The organism is Yoonia tamlensis (assembly GCF_900115105.1).
Classification (GTDB): Bacteria; Pseudomonadota; Alphaproteobacteria; order Rhodobacterales; family Rhodobacteraceae; genus Yoonia; species Yoonia tamlensis.
In genome coordinates, this window is the sequence record NZ_FOYP01000001.1 from 912211 (window position 1) to 930118 (window position 17908).

14 protein-coding genes are annotated in these 17908 nt (G+C 58.4%); 5 read left to right on the plus strand and 9 right to left on the minus strand.

What is annotated here, in order from left to right:
- Nucleotides 1–53: 53 nt before the first annotated feature.
- The 7 genes from BM320_RS04810 to BM320_RS04840 form a co-directional block, all read right to left on the minus strand.
- A complete protein-coding gene (locus BM320_RS04810) occupies nt 54–881 on the minus strand; it encodes a DUF481 domain-containing protein (protein WP_090197110.1) in 828 nt (275 codons plus the stop codon).
- Between the two features lie 130 nt (nt 882–1011).
- Entirely contained in the window at nt 1012–1950 is a 939-nt protein-coding gene (locus BM320_RS04815) for a LysR family transcriptional regulator (RefSeq protein ID WP_090197113.1), read from the minus strand.
- Nucleotides 1951–2029: 79 nt separating this feature from the next.
- Nucleotides 2030–3349: a mechanosensitive ion channel family protein gene (locus tag BM320_RS04820; RefSeq protein WP_090197115.1), complete on the minus strand. Its 1320-nt coding sequence runs from the start codon at nt 3347–3349 to the stop codon at nt 2030–2032.
- A gap of 142 nt (nt 3350–3491) precedes the next feature.
- Nucleotides 3492–3683 (minus strand): lipopolysaccharide assembly protein LapA domain-containing protein, encoded by a 192-nt coding sequence (locus tag BM320_RS04825; RefSeq protein WP_090197117.1) that lies wholly within the window; start codon nt 3681–3683, stop codon nt 3492–3494.
- A 10-nt stretch (nt 3684–3693) separates the two neighbouring features.
- A complete protein-coding gene (locus BM320_RS04830) occupies nt 3694–4131 on the minus strand; it encodes a hypothetical protein (protein WP_131802285.1) in 438 nt (145 codons plus the stop codon).
- A 46-nt stretch (nt 4132–4177) separates the two neighbouring features.
- A complete protein-coding gene (locus BM320_RS04835; protein WP_090197121.1) occupies nt 4178–4372 on the minus strand; it encodes a hypothetical protein in 195 nt (64 codons plus the stop codon).
- Nucleotides 4373–4654: 282 nt separating this feature from the next.
- Nucleotides 4655–4897, minus strand: coding sequence for a LytTR family DNA-binding domain-containing protein (locus BM320_RS04840; protein WP_090197123.1), 243 nt, complete (start codon nt 4895–4897; stop codon nt 4655–4657).
- A gap of 58 nt (nt 4898–4955) precedes the next feature.
- Between BM320_RS04840 and BM320_RS04845 the strand changes: the two genes are divergently transcribed.
- From BM320_RS04845 to pbpC, 3 genes are all read left to right on the plus strand, one after another.
- The gene (locus BM320_RS04845; protein ID WP_242650955.1) at nt 4956–5681 is read left to right on the plus strand and encodes an SOS response-associated peptidase; all 726 of its coding nucleotides are present in this window, start codon (nt 4956–4958) and stop codon (nt 5679–5681) included.
- A 93-nt stretch (nt 5682–5774) separates the two neighbouring features.
- On the plus strand, nt 5775–11117 hold the full coding sequence (locus BM320_RS04850) for an alpha-2-macroglobulin family protein (protein ID WP_090197128.1): 5343 nt from the start codon (nt 5775–5777) through the stop codon (nt 11115–11117).
- A complete protein-coding gene (gene pbpC, locus BM320_RS04855; RefSeq protein ID WP_090197130.1) occupies nt 11117–13135 on the plus strand; it encodes a penicillin-binding protein 1C in 2019 nt (672 codons plus the stop codon). Before BM320_RS04850 ends, pbpC begins: the two co-directional genes overlap by 1 nt.
- On the opposite strand, the gene BM320_RS04860 is transcribed toward pbpC, so the two are convergent.
- Nucleotides 13132–13683 carry a pseudouridine synthase gene (locus tag BM320_RS04860; protein ID WP_090200367.1) on the minus strand — a complete coding sequence of 184 codons (552 nt, stop codon included), beginning with the start codon at nt 13681–13683 and terminating at the stop codon, nt 13132–13134. The genes pbpC and BM320_RS04860 overlap by 4 nt on opposite strands.
- A 254-nt stretch (nt 13684–13937) precedes the next feature.
- Here BM320_RS04860 and BM320_RS04865 point away from each other — a divergent pair, with 254 nt between their 5' ends.
- Complete coding sequence (locus tag BM320_RS04865; protein ID WP_090197133.1) at nt 13938–15215, plus strand: DUF3422 family protein; 1278 nt, start codon at nt 13938–13940, stop codon at nt 15213–15215.
- 60 nt (nt 15216–15275) lie between these two features.
- Nucleotides 15276–16583, plus strand: coding sequence for a cytochrome-c peroxidase (locus BM320_RS04870; protein WP_090197136.1), 1308 nt, complete (start codon nt 15276–15278; stop codon nt 16581–16583).
- Here BM320_RS04870 and BM320_RS04875 read toward each other — a convergent pair.
- Nucleotides 16580–17821, minus strand: a complete 1242-nt coding sequence (locus BM320_RS04875) for an ROK family transcriptional regulator (RefSeq protein WP_090197139.1) — start codon at nt 17819–17821, stop codon at nt 16580–16582. The two genes, BM320_RS04870 and BM320_RS04875, sit on opposite strands and share 4 nt — an antisense overlap.
- Between the last annotated feature and the right edge of the window lie 87 nt (nt 17822–17908).

Here is a 17908-nt window from a genome sequence, read left to right on the forward strand (position 1 = left end):
GAACGGATTTCTCCGCTCCCCAAAGAGTTTCACGTGGGAATGCAGGCCCGCGCTTAGTTGAAAGAATAGACCAGTGACACGCCAAAGGTGTTGTCTGTGTTTTCTGCAGTGCCTGGCTCTGTGTGGTACTCGGTCAGGATGCTTGTGCGCAGCGCCAGTGTTTCGGTCATCGCCACGTTCAAAGCAAGGTCGTTGAACACAACAGTGTCGGATTCTGACCAGATCACATCTGTATCGTTGGTCACAAACAGACCTTCGCTCAGCTTTTGGGCATAGTCGGAAGACACACCAAATGCGCCTTCGCTAACGTCGCCAGCTGTAATGTCTGTCAGCGTTGCATAACGGTAGCCTGGGCCACCCTGGACAGACCATTGACGGTCTGCATCGTTAAAGACGCGGTAGCCCGCACCAAAGCTTACGAACGTGTCAGTTTCAAACGCTGCATCGGTCGCGCTATCGGCTGAACCCTGTACTTTGGCAAAGCCGAAAAGCTGAGGGCTAAAGTCGCGTGTGTATTCAAGGCCGTAGAACAGGCTTTCTTCTGCGGCTGTGTCGTCATCGTCGCTGTAGGCATAGTTCAACTGCAGTTCGATCCCGTTTGGACCAAACACATAGTTCATGTCAGTACCGATACCGACGTTGGTGGTGTTTGTGTTACCGCTTTGAATAATGCCGCGCAGTGCAACAGAACCTGTAAAGCCTTGCGGGCGGCCTTCGTTGCCGAAACGGTCAAGTTCACGCTCTGCATCGTCTTCGATGGCTTGCAACAGGTCTTCGTTACGGTCGCCGGCAATTGTATCGCGGCCGATCAATTCTTGTGCTGAAACCGATGTCGCAACAGTTGCGGCAATCGCTGCCACGATAAATACGTTCTTTGTCATGGGTCTATCCTTTCCCAATAAAGGTGATCCGTCCTGCTTGAGGATCGGGAGCATCTCTGCTGAGAGAAGACATAGTGGAGGTTTATGCATAAGTTAAATTCAAAATAATCATGCTTAAAACAAGTAATGGTTATGAATTATGCGCCGCCTCTTCGCCAAGCACCTCAACGATGTGATCGTCGCTGATACCGCGCAAACGATCCAAAACGGCTTCGCCATCTGCCTCGGCGATACTGGCAACTATGGCGAGTTCCTGTTTGGCTAATTTCGTCAGCGCAGGGTCAAGGTCATCGCGCCAAACGGCCCAGATCGGATAGGGAAAGCGCGGCGCATCCGCGACAAGATGCAATTGCCCGCTATCAAGATACTTCTTGATATAGCGTGCGGGCAAATAGGCCGATGACCGCCGGTTAACGATATATTCCGCAGCCATGGCGCCCAACGAAAGCGTAAGACCGGGGTTGGTTAATGCAGGCAGCGCCTGTGCGTGGGCGCCTACAAATTCCGGCCCCCAATCTACAAAGACGTAATTGTCGAGATTATCAATATCAGCGTCCGGCCAAGAGGCCACCAGCACAAGCTCTTCGTTCATCACCTCTTTGGCGATCAATCCGGGTCTGATTTGCGGCATATAAAGCAACCCGACTTGCATGATGCCTTCGGTCAAAAGACGGGTAAGACGGTCCGGCTGGCCCAATTCGGCGCGGATATTTAGATCTGGCGCAGATTCTTGCAGCCTGTCCATCCAGCGAAATCCAAGGCGCGGCCAAAGCGAATACTGTGCGCCAATCGTCAAGCTGCGGGTAAACCCTTCGGGGATTGCAACCTGTTGGCGCGCTTCTTCCCATACGCGGATAATAGAAAGCGCGTAGCGTTCGAACTCGCGGCCGGCGTTGGTCAATTCCGCCCCGGCCTTGGAACGCGTAAACATCGGTTTGCCAAGCGAATCTTCTAGCCGTTGAATGCGGAGCGAAACGGCGGATTGGGTCACAAAAAGGCGTTCCGACGCTGACACAAAAGAGCCGGTAGCCGCAACTTCGAGAAAGGTTTTGAGCAGTGTAATATCCATCCCCCGATCTTGAGAGATGCTTATATAAACGTCAATTCACTTAATATTTGTTCTTGTGGGCCATGGCGGGGGCAGCATGTTACTGCTCCGCGGCCGAAACTGCGGCGCCCGTCCGGATATGCACATCGCGTTGCGGAAAAGGAATTTCGATATTGTGGGCTTTGAATGTACGCCAGATTTCGAGATAAACTTCGCTTGCTATGTTTGCCACGCCCAATTCGGGGTCGGCGATCCAAAACCGCACCTCAAGATCAATCGATGAATCGCCAAACTGCCTGATCAGGCAAATCGGCGGCGGTGTTTTGAGCACACGGCCGCATTTGGCAGCAGCTTCGACAGCAACGCGCAGCGCCAGTTCCAGATCAGCACTATAGGAAACGCCGACCTGAATATCACGACGCACCAATTTGTCAGAGAATGTCCAGTTGGTCACAGGATTCGAGATCAGCAATTCGTTTGGAATCAATGTTTCCGTGCCAGAACGCGTTTTCACGGATACATAGCGCGCGCCAAGCGTCTTTACTTCGCCGTATGTAGGCCCGGTGCCTGTTTCGATTTCGATAACATCGCCAGGTTTGATTGACCTATCGGCAAGCATCGTAAAGCCGGCGACCAAATTCCCGATTGTCCGCTGCATACCCAGACCAACACCCAGACCAATCGCACCCGAAAAGACCGCAAACGCAGTCAGATCAACGCCCACGCTTTGCATGCCCAGCACCACCGCAACGACGATCAGGCCGATGCGCAGCAGCTTGGTCGTCAAAACGCGCATCGAGGGGTTAAGCGTCGCGGATTTTTCCAACCGGTTCTGCACAAGACGCACCAGCAAATTGGCGGTCCATAGCAAAACACACGTAACAAGAGCGCCCTGCACGATATCCCAAACCGAGATATTGACTGTCTCGCTTGTCAACCGGATGCCGTCCAGCCACCGGATTGCGGGGTCAAGCTGACCCAAGGCATTAATTGCTGCAACTGCCCATGCCGTCCACGCAAATGCGTTCGAAACGGCCGGGCTGGGAATGGCTGTGGATACGATGCGGATGATAACCCAAGCGTTGAGCAAACTCGCGCAAAGCCGCAAAAGTCCGGTGGCCTGATGCGCAGCACCCAACACAGCCAACGACACCCAAAGCCCGAATACCCAAACAATGGGCAGGCTGATCGCGCGAGCGGTCCGCAATAGTTGTTTGAACAGTTTGATGTCCGTTTTTGCTTCGCCAGATGCGATGAATGTGCGCACCCAACGGTGAAACCCGATTGCCACCAGTAGCGTCAAAACCAATGCGACAGCCTGAATCAAGCTGACATTGTTTCCAATCACGCCGGAAAGCCAATCCGCCATCGTATCAATATAGGCCATAAATGGTGAAATGGATTTCTCGAGTTCTTCCATCGGGTGTGCCTTTCGTTTGCGCAGGGCGCGACTGGTATTTATGGGGTTTTAGGATCGTCCAAATGGGCCGCACCATTCAGATGGTGCCAGCCCAAAAGTTGGTTGTTGTGACTTTAACAGCGCTTTCATTGGCGCGCGCAGATTAGCGGCGCGATGCACGCAGCAACCATCCGATCAGAACGCCCGCAGCAGCGCTTGTGGCAACGACGACATACCGGTGTGTGTTGACGGACCAATTCAGAAAACTAATTTCGACTTCCCCAGTGTTTTGCACGGTAAAGATCACAAGGAGCAAAATCAGTATTGCGGCAAATGCCTGTTTCAGAATGCGCATCGGATCCTCCTTATTTTGCTAGGTTTGGATTGCTTGGAATGCCACGTCCAGAGATCATACCCAAACTTGTACACAAACGCAGGATGGACCAATAACTTTCTTTTGCGGCAGCCTCGCGAAACGCCGTACGCGGGGCATAGGGCAAAAACAACAGCTCATCAGGGCGACCTTCGATGACAGAAGCAACACTGCGCGACATTGCGGCCTCTTCCAAGGCATCCAATGAAATAACAGTAAGCGTGCCGCGCATCCAATGGATCGTAGGAAGCTGCAACAGCCTGTCACAGACCATTGAAGTCAGGGGCCTATGTCCGGCCACCAAGACATTTGGGCCTGCAAATGCGCCCCCGAACTTGAGCCCAAATGGCTTGCCTTGTTGGTTGGTTGTCAGAACCTCAACAAACGCGGCGCTGTTTTGATCCCAAGCTTCCATCGCAATGTCTAACATGTCGTTATCCCCCTGCATCTTCCCAGTTTTCCGTCCTACGCGATGTTCATCCACCGCCGGTTGCCGCATTCACTGCGGCGCCCGTACCGCGGACGGCCAGTTTGCCAACACCGACAACGCCCTTGACGGCAGCGCGGCCAACAAACAGCGTGCCGTCGACGGAATTATCGACCACCTTCTCGGTTGAGCATGCAGACAGAGCCACAGCGCCGACCAACGCAAACATCAGGCATTTGTTCATCACGAAATCCTTTCGAACCAAGAGCACCGCGCAAAATAAGAACGCACGAACCCTCGTGTTCCCGAAAAGGTATCGGAGGAAATATCATGAGGGAAATTCAAAATAATCATGTTTAAAGCGATGTTTTCTAATGTATAAGATTGTGATTATGGCAATGGGTAGGGCGCATTGACCAAGAGCCACTGATGAAATCGACCGGACCAAGGATGTTTCGATCCAATCTTGAGTGGTCTATCAAAATGCGATCTGTGCTGAACGGCTGCGCAACCTTATCTTGCCGCGTTACAGCAACATGTATTCGTCGAGCCAAGTCTGCGGTTCGGATTTGCGAATTCTTGCGATAGGGACTTCGGTGCCGTTCTGCAAGGCAAGTGTTTGCTTGCGCACGTTGATTTTATGGGGGTCCAATACCGATTTTGCGACCCAGAATGAACGGTGCGGAATCAACCCTAAAGAGGGGGGCAGTTGCACCGTGACGTCTGACAGACGCGCCCGAAAAAGAGCGGTCTTATCGTCCGTCGTCACTTCGAGTTAATGCCCCTGTGACTGGACCAGCTGAAGCTTTGCCGCGCGGATTGCACTTTTGGAAATTGCGCTTAAGGTCAGATGCGGATTTGAACGGATCATGCAGCGGATCATTCGGGGGGCTTTGGTTATGTGTGGGCGCTTTATTGATCCTGATTTGCGCGGCACCGAAGCCGAACATAGCGAGACGCTTGTCGACCCTTTTGTCGATACGCCCGTTATCGTGCCCCCGCGCGCACCGCGCCGCTACAATGTTGCACCGACCCAGGAAATCCTGATCCTTGCCAAATCGCCACTAGTGGCCTTGCAGGCGCGCTGGTGGCTGGTGCCATCATGGCATCGCGGTGCGTTGAAAGACTGGAAAGCCACAACATTTAACGCGCGTATCGAAGAAGCGGCGCAAAAGCCTAGCTTTCGCGCGGTTTGGCGGCATGGCCGCTGCTTGATCCCCGTGGGCGGTTATTACGAATGGCAAAGCCAAGACGGGCACAAGGTACCGCATGCGATCTTGTCGCATAGCAATGATCCAACGCTTTGGTGCGCGGGGCTCGCGTCGCGCTGGCAGGATTTACTGACCTGCACCATGTTGACCCGCGCCGCTAATGCCGATGTCAGCGATGTGCACCACCGCATGCCTGTGATTCTGGACGCGGATGAACGTGCCGCGTGGCTGGCAGGCAGCGACGATTTCGCGGGGTTTGGTCAAGGCGCGCGGTTGCGCCATTATCCGGTTGCGCCATTTAACAGCCGCGCCGAAGGTCCTGCGCTTTTGCAGCCTGTTTAGCGGCGCAGATTTGCGCGCATTTTCGCAACCAAACTCTTGTCTGGATTGCCGCGCCGTGCCAACCTTTGATTGTATTTCGAGAAAGGCTTGCGCATGTTCCGGTCATTGACAGCATTTATTTTTGCAATTGCAACCACGCTTGGCGGCACTGCCGCGGCCCAAGAACAAATTGCGGCGACGCGGACAATTTACGCGCGCGGCGTTGATCTTGTGGGGACCGATCTAGCGCAGATCTTTGACACAACCGCCGCCGCCTGCGAGGCGGCCTGTTCGAACAGCAAATCCTGTACCGCGTTTACGTTCAACCAACGCTCGAACGCGTGTTTTCCCAAGACAAATATCACCGATATGATCCCGTTCGAAGGGGCGCTTTCAGCGTGGGTTTATGCGACGGATCCTGCCGTTCTGGCCGGCGCGCCCGCGCGGATGGCGGAACTGGATTTCTTGCACGAACGTGATTTTGCACAGGCTGCCGAATTGACACAGCTTGCCAACCAGCCCATCCGCAATGCAACCCCCGCGCAAAGCTTTGCATGGGATCAGGCGCTGGCTTCGGATGTTGCAGGCGACTGGATCGCTTTCGGGCGCAGCGCCCAAGGGTCCGGCAGCCGCGTGAGCGGCATGGCCTTTCCAGCCTTTATCAACGCCTATGTGCGTTCGCTTGATCTGGCGACAAGACGTGACGCGGCGATGGCCGTTGCTTATGCGCTCGAGGATATCAATCGCGGCCGCCAAATGATCGACGCTTTGCGCCTTGCGCAAGAATTGCGCTTTGACCGTGAAACAGAACTCCTGCTGGAAGAAGCGATCGGAAAATACGGGTTTCGCGTGGTGGATACGAAAGTAGAAAGCGACAGCGCAACCCCGCGTATTTGTGCGGTTTTCAGCGAAGATTTGATTGGTGCGGGCACGGATTACACCCCCTTTGTACAATTGCCGCAGTCGCAGTTGGTGGTCAGCGTGAGCGATGCGCAGCTATGCGTGGACGGGGTTGTGCATGGTGAACGCTACCGGATTTTGTTGCGCGAAGGGCTGCCCGCCGCCAGCGGTGAAACCATGATCCGTCCGGTGGAGTTGACGCTTTACGTGCGCGACCGCGCACCGTCGATGCGTTTTGGCAGCCGCGCCTATGTGTTGCCGCGTTTGGGTGATATCGCGATTCCGCTTGAAACGGTGAATATGACAGGGGTCGACCTGAGCCTGAGCCGGATCGATGACCGCAACCTGATGCGCACTTTGCAATCGGGGTTGATGGATGACACCCTGTCTTATTACGGGGGCGATCTGTCATCCGAGATCGGCACAACTATATGGGCCGGCAGCGCCGACGTGGCGCAAGAGCTGAACCGCGATATGTTGACCCGCCTGCCAATGGCTGACGCGCTGCGTGACGCGCCCGCAGGGCTTTATGCGCTGCGCGCAAGCAGCGCGGATAACAGCGATGAGATTGGCACGGTCACGCAGTGGTTTGTGCTGTCCGATATCGGTGTTGCCACCTATTTGGGCAATGACGGGCTGACGGTTGCCGCGCGCGGGCTTGGCGATGCGCTGGCAATTGCAGATGCCCAAGTTACGCTTGTTTCGCGCAGCAATTCGGTTCTGGGGATGGCGCAGACCGATGCCGATGGCGTTGCGCGTTTTCCGGCCGGATTGACCCGTGGAACCGGCGGCAATACCCCCGCAATGGTCACCGTGTCCTTGGGCGATGATATGACGTTCCTGTCACTGACGGATGCCGCATTTGACCTGTCGGATCGCGGTGTCGAAGGGCGTGCGCCCAGCCAGCCGATTGATGTGTTTCTGTCCAGTGATCGCGGGGCATATCGCGCGGGAGATACGATTCATCTGACAGCATTGATGCGCGATCAAACCGCGCTGGGGCTGGCGGGTATTCCACTGACGGCAGTGCTGACCCGCCCCGACGGGGTTGAATATGCGCGCCAGATTTCAAGCAATGACCGCGCCGGCGGGCATGTGTTTGCGATGCCTGTGGCGTCAACCGCGCCGCGCGGCACGTGGCGGGTCACGGTGCAAGCCGATGAAGACAGCGGGCCATTGGCGCAAACCACCGTGCTGGTCGAGGATTTCCTGCCCGAACGCATCGACTTTGATCTGACGCTACCGGACTCAATTCGTCTTGGTGATGTGCCCAATCTGCGGGTTGATGCGCGCTATTTGTTTGGTGCAATCGGCGCTGACCTGGATGTCGAGGGCGAGGCACTGCTGCGCGCGGCAAGCAGTCTTGAAGGTTATCCGGGCTACCGTTTCGGGCAATATGACGCGCGCTTTGACGGGCAGTTGAATTATCTTGATGGTGGCACGACAAATGCCGCAGGCGTGGCAAACCTGCCCGTTGATCTGCCTAATTTCACGGCATCCCAACCGCTTGAATTGCGGGTCACGGCGCGGGTCAAGGAAGGCTCCGGTCGCCCTGTTGAGCGCCAGATCACCGCGCCCGTGCTGCCCGATAGCCCGATGATCGGGATCAAGCCGCTGTTTGACGGTGTCATTGGCGAAGGCAGCACAGCGCTGTTTGAGCTGATCGCGCTGAATCCCGATATGACGGGCGCTGATATGCGCGTGCAATGGACCGTCAACAAGGTCACGACCCGCTATCAATGGTATCGCTTGCACGACCGCTGGTATTGGGAGCCCACTACAACCCGCACGCGTGTCGCCACCGGCGAAGCCAAGCTGGGCAGCACGCCGACCCGCGTCGAAGCCGATGTCACATGGGGCCAGCATGAAATTGTGGTCGAAGCAATTGGCGGGGCCTATAATGCGGCTTCTGATGAATTCTACGCAGGCTGGTACGCGCCTGCCTCTGCCGACGATACGCCCGATTTGCTTGAGGCGTCTTTGGATGCGCCCGCCTATGCAGTGGGTGACACGGCAACTTTCCGCATTGTGCCGCGCTACGCTGGGCAAGCGGTGGTGACAGTGATGTCGGATCGTTTGATCAGCCTCAAAACCGTACCCGTGGTTGAGGGCGAAAACCTGATCACCTTGCCCGTAACCGAAGAATGGGGGGCGGGCGCCTATGTCAGCGCCGCCGTCATTCGCCCCATGTCGGTTGCCGAAAACCGCAACCCGAGCCGCGCGCTCGGGCTTGGTTATGCGCAGGTGGATCCGGGCGATAAGGCGTTGCAAGTTTCCTTGCAGGCGCCTGCCACAATGCAACCGCGTGGGCCGATGGATGTGGGTATTCAAATCGACGGGATCGCTGCGGGCGAAACCGCCTATGTCACGCTTGCCGCGGTTGATCTGGGTATTCTGAACCTGACAGGCTTCCAAAGCCCTGATCCACACGCCTATTACTTTGGACAACGCAAGCTCGGGGTCGAGATGCGCGATGTTTACGGCCGGTTGATTGACGGGCTGAACGGCGCGATGGGCACGGTGCGTTCAGGCGGGGATGCGATGGCCAACGCAGGCATGCAAAGCCCGCCACCCACCGAAGAACTGGTCACCTATTTCACAGGTCCTGTGCAGGTGGATGCCCAAGGGCGCGCGCAGGTCCGGTTTGATCTGCCCGCCTTTAACGGAACCATCCGGCTGATGGCGATTGCATGGTCCGACAGTGGTGTCGGCCAAGCCGAACAAGACGTGATCGTGCGCGATCCGGTGGTGCTGACCGCCTCTGTGCCGCGTTTCTTGGCGCCGGGTGATCAAAGCCGCGTGCTGCTGGAAATCGTTCATGCGGACGGGCCAGCAGGGGATATGGGGTTGAGTGTGCAAGCTGCTGGTCTGGCGCTGGTGTCGCAAATTCCGGCGTCTTTCAATTTGGCGCAAGGCGGCAAGCAGGTGTTCGAATTCCCCTTTGCCGCCTTTGACGTGGGCAATCACAGCATTGATATTACCCTGACCACACCTGACGGGCGCGCGCTGGTTAAATCGCTGAACGTGCCTGTTGTGGTCAATGACCCCGCAATCAGCCGGATCAGCCGGTTTACGCTTGGGGCGGGGCGCACGTTTACCTTTGATGATGATGTATTTGCGGGGCTGGTTGCGGGCACCGGGCAGGCCGCGCTTTCGGCGGGGCCGCTGGCGCGGTTTGATGCGCCGGGGCTGCTGAACGCGTTGGATCATTACCCCTATGGCTGCACCGAACAGATCACATCGCGCGCGATGCCGCTTTTGTATTTGGACGGCGTGGCAACGGCGATGGGGCTGGCCACGCGCGACAATATCCAGGACCGGATCACGCAGGCAATTGCCGAAATTACGGCCAATCAAGCCGCCAATGGCGCGTTTGGTCTGTGGCGGCCAAGCTCGGGGGATATGTGGCTTGATGCCTATGTCACCGATTTCCTGACCCGCGCGCGGCTTGCGGGCTATGCGGTGCCCGATGTTGCCTATGACAATGCGGTGGCGAACCTGCGCAATGCGGTGAACTACTATCCCGACTTTGACCAAGGCGGGGCTGATCTGGCCTATGCGCTGTTTGTGCTTGCCCGCGAAGGCGAGGCCGCGTTTGGCGATCTGCGCTATTATGCGGATCAAAAGGCGGATGCGTTTACCTCGCCTTTGGCGCTGGCACAGTTGGGGGCCGCACTTGCGCAATATGGCGACCAACCGCGTGCAGATGCGCTGTTTGGGCGGGCAGGGCGCGTGTTATCCGCCCGCTTTGCCGAAGCCGAAGCCCGCTATTGGCGCAGCGATTACGGCACTTACCGGCGCGACACTGCCGCTGTGCTTGCGCTCGCGGTTGAGGCGGGCAGCACCGCAATTGACCGCGACATGCTGGTGCAGCGGATCGCAAGCGAGGCAAGCCATGCCTCTACCCAAGAAGCGGCGTGGACCTTGCTTGCGGCGAATGCGCTGGTTGATGATCTGCGCCACACGGGGCTGACCATTGACGGGGCATTGCCCGACGGGCCGGTGGTGCAGTTCCGCGATGCGCAAACCCGATCCGCACCCGTGCAGATCACAAACACCAGCGCGCAACCCACTGAGATCACAGTCACAACCTTTGGGGTGCCAAGCACGCCAGAACCCGCCGGCGGCAATGGATACGCAATCGAGCGCATCTATTTGACAACCGAAGGGCAGGCCGTCGATCCGGCGAATGTCGCCGTAGGAACGCGGCTTGTCACGCTGCTGACCGTCATCCCCTTCGGGCGGCAAGAGGCGCGGCTGATGGTCAACGATCCGCTTCCTGCAGGCTTTGAGATCGACAATCCGAACCTGCTGGCAGGAGGTGATATCCGCGCGCTGGATTGGGTGGAATCGACCTATACCGAAAATGCCGAATTCCGGACCGACCGGTTCTTGGCCGCCGTGGACTGGCGGTCGGACGAACCGTTCCAGCTGGCCTATATCGTGCGCGCCGTCTCGCCGGGGTATTTCCATCATCCCGCCGCATCTGTCGAGGATATGTACCGCCCGCAAATGCGTGCGCGCACGGATGCGGGGACTGTGACGATCACCCCGTGATGCGCGCGGTCCTTGCCATTGCATTCTGCCTTTGGGCAGGGGCTGCGGCGCGCGACGGCGTGGACGCTTGGGTGGATGCAACGCAACTGCCGACGCTTGACGCGGATATCAGCACCGAGGTGCGCGATCGCAATGGCGACCTGCTGCGCGTCTACACCAATGCGCAGGGGCGCTGGCGGCTGCCCGTGACGCTGGCAGAGGTCGATCCGACCTATCTGCGGATGCTGATCCGGTTCGAAGACAAGCGGTTTTATGACCACAACGGCGTTGATTTTATTGCCGCTTTGCGCGCGATCGGGCAGGCCGTGCGGCATGGGCAGGTGGTGTCGGGCGGCTCCACGTTGACCATGCAAGTCGCGCGCCTTCTCGAAGACGGCAGCACGGGCCGCTGGCGTGGTAAGCTGCGACAAGTGCGGCTGGCTTGGGCACTTGAGCGGCAGTTCAGCAAGGATGAAATTCTTGCGCTTTACCTGAACCACGCGCCCTTTGGTGGCAATATCGAAGGCGTGCGCGCGGCATCCTATGCCTATTTTGACCGCCCGCCGCGCAGGTTGACTGCAGCGCAATCGGCGCTTTTGGTGGCGATCCCGCAAGCCCCTGAAGCCCGCCGTCCGGACCGCGCCGCAGGTTCTGCAACCGTGGCGCGCGATGCGGTTCTGGCGCGGCTTTTGCGCGACGGTCTTTTTGATCAGGCAACATATGCAAGCGCGGTACGGCTGCCGGTGCCGCCAACCCGCCACCTTTTGCCAGCCAACGCGCCGCAAGTGTCCGACCGTGCCGTGGCTGCGACCCCGCTGCAAAGCCAGCATGACCTGACCCTTGACCGGCGCTTGCAAATCGCGCTGGAGGCGCTGGCCGCTGATGCCATCCGCGGGCGTGACGATGGGGTGCAAATCGCCATGATGGTCGCGGACCACCGAAACGGGCATATATTGGCAAGCGTCGGCTCTGCTGCATTTAGCGCCGATCTGCGCGGCGGCTATATGGACCTGACGCAGGCCATACGCTCGCCCGGGTCAACATTGAAACCGCTGATCTACGGACTTGGCTTTGACCAAGGGCTGATTCACCCCGAAACCATGATCGCCGACCGCCCGACCAATTTCGACGGCTACCAGCCGCAGAATTTTGACGGGCTATTTCGCGGGGAATTGCGGGTGCGCACCGCTTTGCAACATTCGCTGAATATTCCGGCGGTTGCCGTGACCCAATCCTTGGGCCCGCATCATTTGATAGCAGGTTTGCGCCGCGCAGGCACCGCGCCGCAGGTGCCTGGCGGCGCACCGGGTCTGGCGGTGGCGTTGGGGGGCGTGGGGCTGACCTTGCAGGATCTCGTGGCGCTTTATGCCGCGATTGGCAACCACGGTGTCGCGGTGGATCTGCGCTGGCACGATGCGACAAGCACCGGCTTTGCGCCGCATGTGGTGATGAACCGCGCCGCTGCATGGCAGGTCGGGCATATTCTCGAAGAAGCACCACGCCCGCGCGGGGTGCAGGCCACAGGGATCGCGTTCAAGACCGGCACGTCTTATGGTCACCGCGATGCATGGGCGATCGGGTTTGACGGGCAATATGTTGTGGGTGTCTGGATGGGGCGGCCTGATGGCACGCCGGTGCCCGGCGCCTTTGGCGGTGATCTGGCGGCACCGGTGATGTTTGACGCATTCGGGCGGATCGCGCCGACGCCCGTACCACTGGGCGCGCCGCCGCACGAAACGCTGCTGCTTTCGACCGCGCAATTGCCCCAGCATTTGCAGTTTTTCGGCACACGCAACACGGCCCGTTCACACGCGCCGCAAATCGCCTTTCCACCCAACGGGGCAGTGCTCGATGGGTCGTTTTCAACGGTCAAAGTGCAAGACGGGCGCGCGCCGTTTATATGGCTGGTGAACGGCGAACCGGTCGCGCGTAGTTTTCGCAATCAGGTGGATATCGCGCCGCCGGGGCTGGGGTTTTCATCGGTGACGGTGATTGATGCCGACGGCCAATCCGCTCAGGCACAGATCGAAATCCGCTAGACGGTCCCCGCAATCTTCCATTTTCCAGTTTCCAACCCGTCAAGCGACCAGTCGCCGACCCGCCAGCGCACCAGCCGCAATGTCGGAAAGCCGATATGGGCGGTCATCCGGCGCACCTGACGGTTGCGGCCTTCGCTGATGGTGATTTCAACCCAAGTATCAGGCACGGATTTGCGAAACCGTACGGGCGGATCACGTTCCCAAAGCGCAGGGGGATCAACCAGCCGCGCCTTGGCAGGGCGCGTTGGCCCGTCCTTGAGCGTCACGCCATCGCGCAGCGCTTGCAAATCATGGTCGGTTGGTGTGCCTTCGACCTGCACCAGATAGGTCTTGGTCAGCTTGTGTTTCGGATCGGCAATGCGCGCCTGCAGTTTGCCATCATCTGTCAGCACCAGCAGGCCTTCGCTATCACGGTCAAGGCGGCCCGCAGGATAAACCCCGGGCATGTCGATGAACGTCGAAAGCGTCGGCCGCGGCGAAGGGCTGCGCGCGTCGGTGAATTGCGACAGGACGCCAAAAGGTTTGTTGAACAAAACGACATGTACCATGTGCCACATTTGCCCCAGATCGGTGCGCAGGTCCATGCAGTTATGAGAAACGCGCGCATTGCGAGCGCGATAAAAATGTCCAACAACGTCAAAGCTCTAGACATTGCAGGCGCATTTCGAGCGCGGATCCCCATAGGTGGCGGCCAATTGTATGCGGTTGTGTGCTGCTAACATATTGTAAGTTAACGGTTTTTATTTACAATATCGCGGACGTGCATTAGATTGCAGTCAGCTCGGAACACAAAGGTGCGCACATGGCCCAAATCGAAGATCACCCGCAGCGGTTTGCAATGGCCAATGAATTGCACGCGCGCCCGTTTCCGGTTGTCCAGGCCCCGGGTCGTGCCGCTTTCCTTGCAATCAAGCCGGGGCAGAACGCGGCGGGCCGTGATCGTGCCGCTGATATGGCGCATCTGGTGGCATTGCTTGACCGTTTTGCCGCGCCGCACCCTGAACCCGACGCAACGCATTATTTCGGGCAGATTGGCAAGCATCAGCTCAAATGGGAAAGCCATACGGAATTTGTGACCTTTACCATCTGGGGCGAAGGGATTGCCGACACCCCGTTTGATGCGGCGACGTTCAACCTGTTTCCACAAGACTGGCTGCAAGCGGCCCCTGGCACGCGGGTGACTTCTGCGCTGATCCGGATCGAGGTTGCGACGGGCGATGATCACATCGCTGAAAAAGCTGCCGATTGGTTTGTGCCGGAAAGCCTTGCAATCAGCCGTGTGCTGGATGATGCGCTGGTGATTGCCGGCGATTTCCGGATAGATCCGGCGGGGCATATCCGGTTCGCGATTTTTGCGCGCCCCGATGTTGGCGCCCGCCGGATCGGACGGGTCGTGCAGCGGCTGTGCGAAATTGAAACCTATAAGGCGATGTCGATGCTGGGCTTGTCGCGCGCGCGCAGCCTTGGCCTGCAAATGGGCGCGATTGACAGCAAGCTGTCGCAACTGGTTGCGGATATGCGTGAAACGGCCCCCGATGCGACAGCGCAATTGCATGCTTTGCTGGATGTATCTGCCGAACTGGAAAGCATCGCGGCGCAGTCCTCCTACCGTTTCGGGGCGACCACGGCCTATGAAACCATCGTGAACCAGCGCATTGAAATCCTGCGCGAGACCCGATTTGCGGGGCGGCAGACCTTTGGCGAATTTATGATGCGCCGCTATGACCCCGCGATGCGCACGGTTGCCGCGACGCAAGCGCGGCTAAAATCCATGTCCGACAGGGCTTTGCGCGCAGGCGATCTGCTGCGCACCCGCGTCGATGTCGAAAGATCAGCCCAGAACCAGGCCCTGCTGACCAGCATGGACCGCCGCGCGGACTTGCAGTTGCGATTGCAGCATACCGTCGAAGGGCTGTCGATTGTCGCGATCAGCTATTACGCACTGAACCTGCTGCTTTATCTATTGGGGCCACTGCAATATGCGTTTGATATCAGCAAGGTAACGCTGGGGGCGGTTGCAACCCCGATTGTCGTGATCTGTGTCTGGGCGGCCCTGCGCCGCATTCGCAAGCATTTGTAATCGCAGCCACTTGCAAGATGCGCCCGGCGTGATACCCATTTGGTTCTTGGGAGGAACCGGATGAAATACGCACTTGCATTTGCGCTTTTGGGCTTGGCACATGTTGCGCAGGCACAGGAATTGCCGCGCCCCGTGACGGATGCCGATTTTGATGCGATTGATCCGCAAGAGGCTGCGTTGGGGCAGCTGTTGTTCTATGATCCGATCCTATCGGGCAACCAAGAGGTTGCATGCGCGACCTGCCATCATCCGGCGTTTGGCACCAGTGACGGCATATCGCTGGGGATCGGTGACGGCGGGCGCGGTTTGGGAACCCAACGTGTTGTGGACCCGCAAAACCTGCCCGAACAACGCATCCCGCGCAATGCGCCCGCACTTTTTAACCTTGGTGCGCATGAATTCACCACGCTCTTTCACGACGGCCGGATCGAGGTTGACGTGACCCGCCCCGGTGGTATCCGCACGCCGCTTGACGCGGATATGGCCGTCGGGTTTGCCTCGCTTCTTTCGGCGCAAACGATGTTTCCGGTGCTTAGCGGTGATGAAATGGCGGGGCATTACAGTGAAAACGACATCTCTGCCGCTGTCCGCCGCGGAGAGCTGACCGGCCAGGGCGGTGCATGGGATATTATCAGCCGCCGCGTGGCCGCGCTGCCTGCCTATGCAGAGGCATTTGTCGCAACCTATGATCACATTGATCACCCCGACCAAATTGCGTTCACAGATATTTCGAACGCGATTGCGGTCTTCATGGCGTTTGAATGGCGCTCTGATACGGCGCCGTTCGATGCTGTGCTGCGTGGCACGGCGACGCTTTCTGAGCCTGCCGCTGCGGGAATGGCGCTGTTTTACGGCGATGCGGGCTGTGCAAACTGTCACAGCGGCCCGTTTCTGACGGATCACGCATTCCACGCCGTAGGCAGCCCACAAATCGGGCCAGGCAAGGCGGCAAGGTTTGAAAACCATGCGCGCGACGAAGGGCGGTTTCGCGTCACAGGCGACCCTGCCGATCTATATGCGTTCCGGACGCCAAGCCTGCGCAATATTGCGCTGACCGCGCCCTATGGGCATGCGGGTGCCTATGCGGATTTACGTGCATTTCTGGTCGCGCATCTGGATCCGCTCGCGGCGCTTGAAAACTATGATCTGGCGCAGGCGCGGCTGCCCGCGTTTGACACGGATGACCGGCGCGAAACCTTTGCTGCAATCGCCCAAGCGGCACAGCCTGTCGGTCCGGCATTGGATGACGCGCAGATTGACCAGCTATTGGCATTCTTGCAGACATTGACGGATCCAAACGCACCGGTTGGACGGCTGGGCGTGCCTGACCACGTGCCCAGCGGACTAGAGGTGCCAAACCCGCGCTAGGAAATTGCGGCTATCGCCTGATCGGTGACCGCCGATAGGGCAAGCGCCGTGGCGCCGCGCGCCCATACCAGATCACCCCATGCGTGGGTTTCTACGGCGCAGGGCGCGCGCCCGTCATTGAGCGTCAGGCGGTGCATTTCCGACAGGACTTCGTCGGCATAAAGATAGTCATATTGCATCCGCTCGCCCGATATAATGATCAGCGCCGGATCAAAAAGCTGCACAACATTGGCCAACCCGACAGCCAGATAGCGGCCCGCACGGCGAAAAATTGTCTGCGCGGCCTCATTGCCGGATTTGGCTTGCGTGAACAGCGCGTCAAGCAGCGCGTGCGCGCTTTGGCGTTCATGCGGCTGGTGGTGCAGGGCGGTTGCCGCCTCGCGCGCGAGCGCGTAATCGGCCAGATAGGCCTCAAGACAGCCGCGCTGCCCGCAGCGACAAAGGGCGCCATCCAGCTGCACCTTGGTATGTCCCAGTTCCAGCCCCATGCCGCGTGCGCCCCGATACAGCCGGTTGTCGATCACCAGCCCCATGCCGACACCATGTTCGATGGTCACAACCGCAAAGTCTGATTTCGCGCGCCCCGCGCCAAACCACAGTTCGGCCAATGTCAGCATATTCGCATCGTTATCAAGATAAAGCGGCAGCCCGAAACGTGTCTGAAACGCTGTCGAAAAATCGCAATTGCGCTGCGCCAAAAGCGGTGACCATGGCACCGTGCCTGCCTGATGGTCGACAATCCCCGACATGCCGATGCCGACGGCGGCAATGTCACCTGTTGATTTGCCTGCAACATCCAAAACATCGTGCACCAGTGTCGCGACCTCGGTCAGGATCACGTCCAGCGGTTTTGGTCCGGCGGGCGTGCGCAAGGATGCGGTCGCCAAAGTATTGCCTGCAAAATCCGTCAGCACCGCCGAATGCACCGCGTCCGAAAGTTTGATCCCGATCACCAAATGGGTTTGCGGCACGACTTCGATTGCGACAGCCGGTCGCCCGCGCCCTGTTTCGCGCGGGATGCTATCGACCTCGCGCAGCAATCCCGCAGCAATCAGATCCGCCGTCAATGCAGTGGCGGACCCCGCGCTGATCCCAAGCGCGCGGATCACATCGGTGCGCGTCGCACGACCTGCCGCGCGCACATGTTCAAAAATTTGCTGACGCATGGATTTCACATGCGCGCTATCCGGCGGCAAAAGCGGGCCGCAACCAGAGGGCTGCGCGAGATCGTCTAACATAGTTCAGCACCTGAATTATAATAGGGGTCATTCTGGGTTTTGATACAAGAATTGGCAAGCAAATTGTAGCATTTCAGATATTACTTG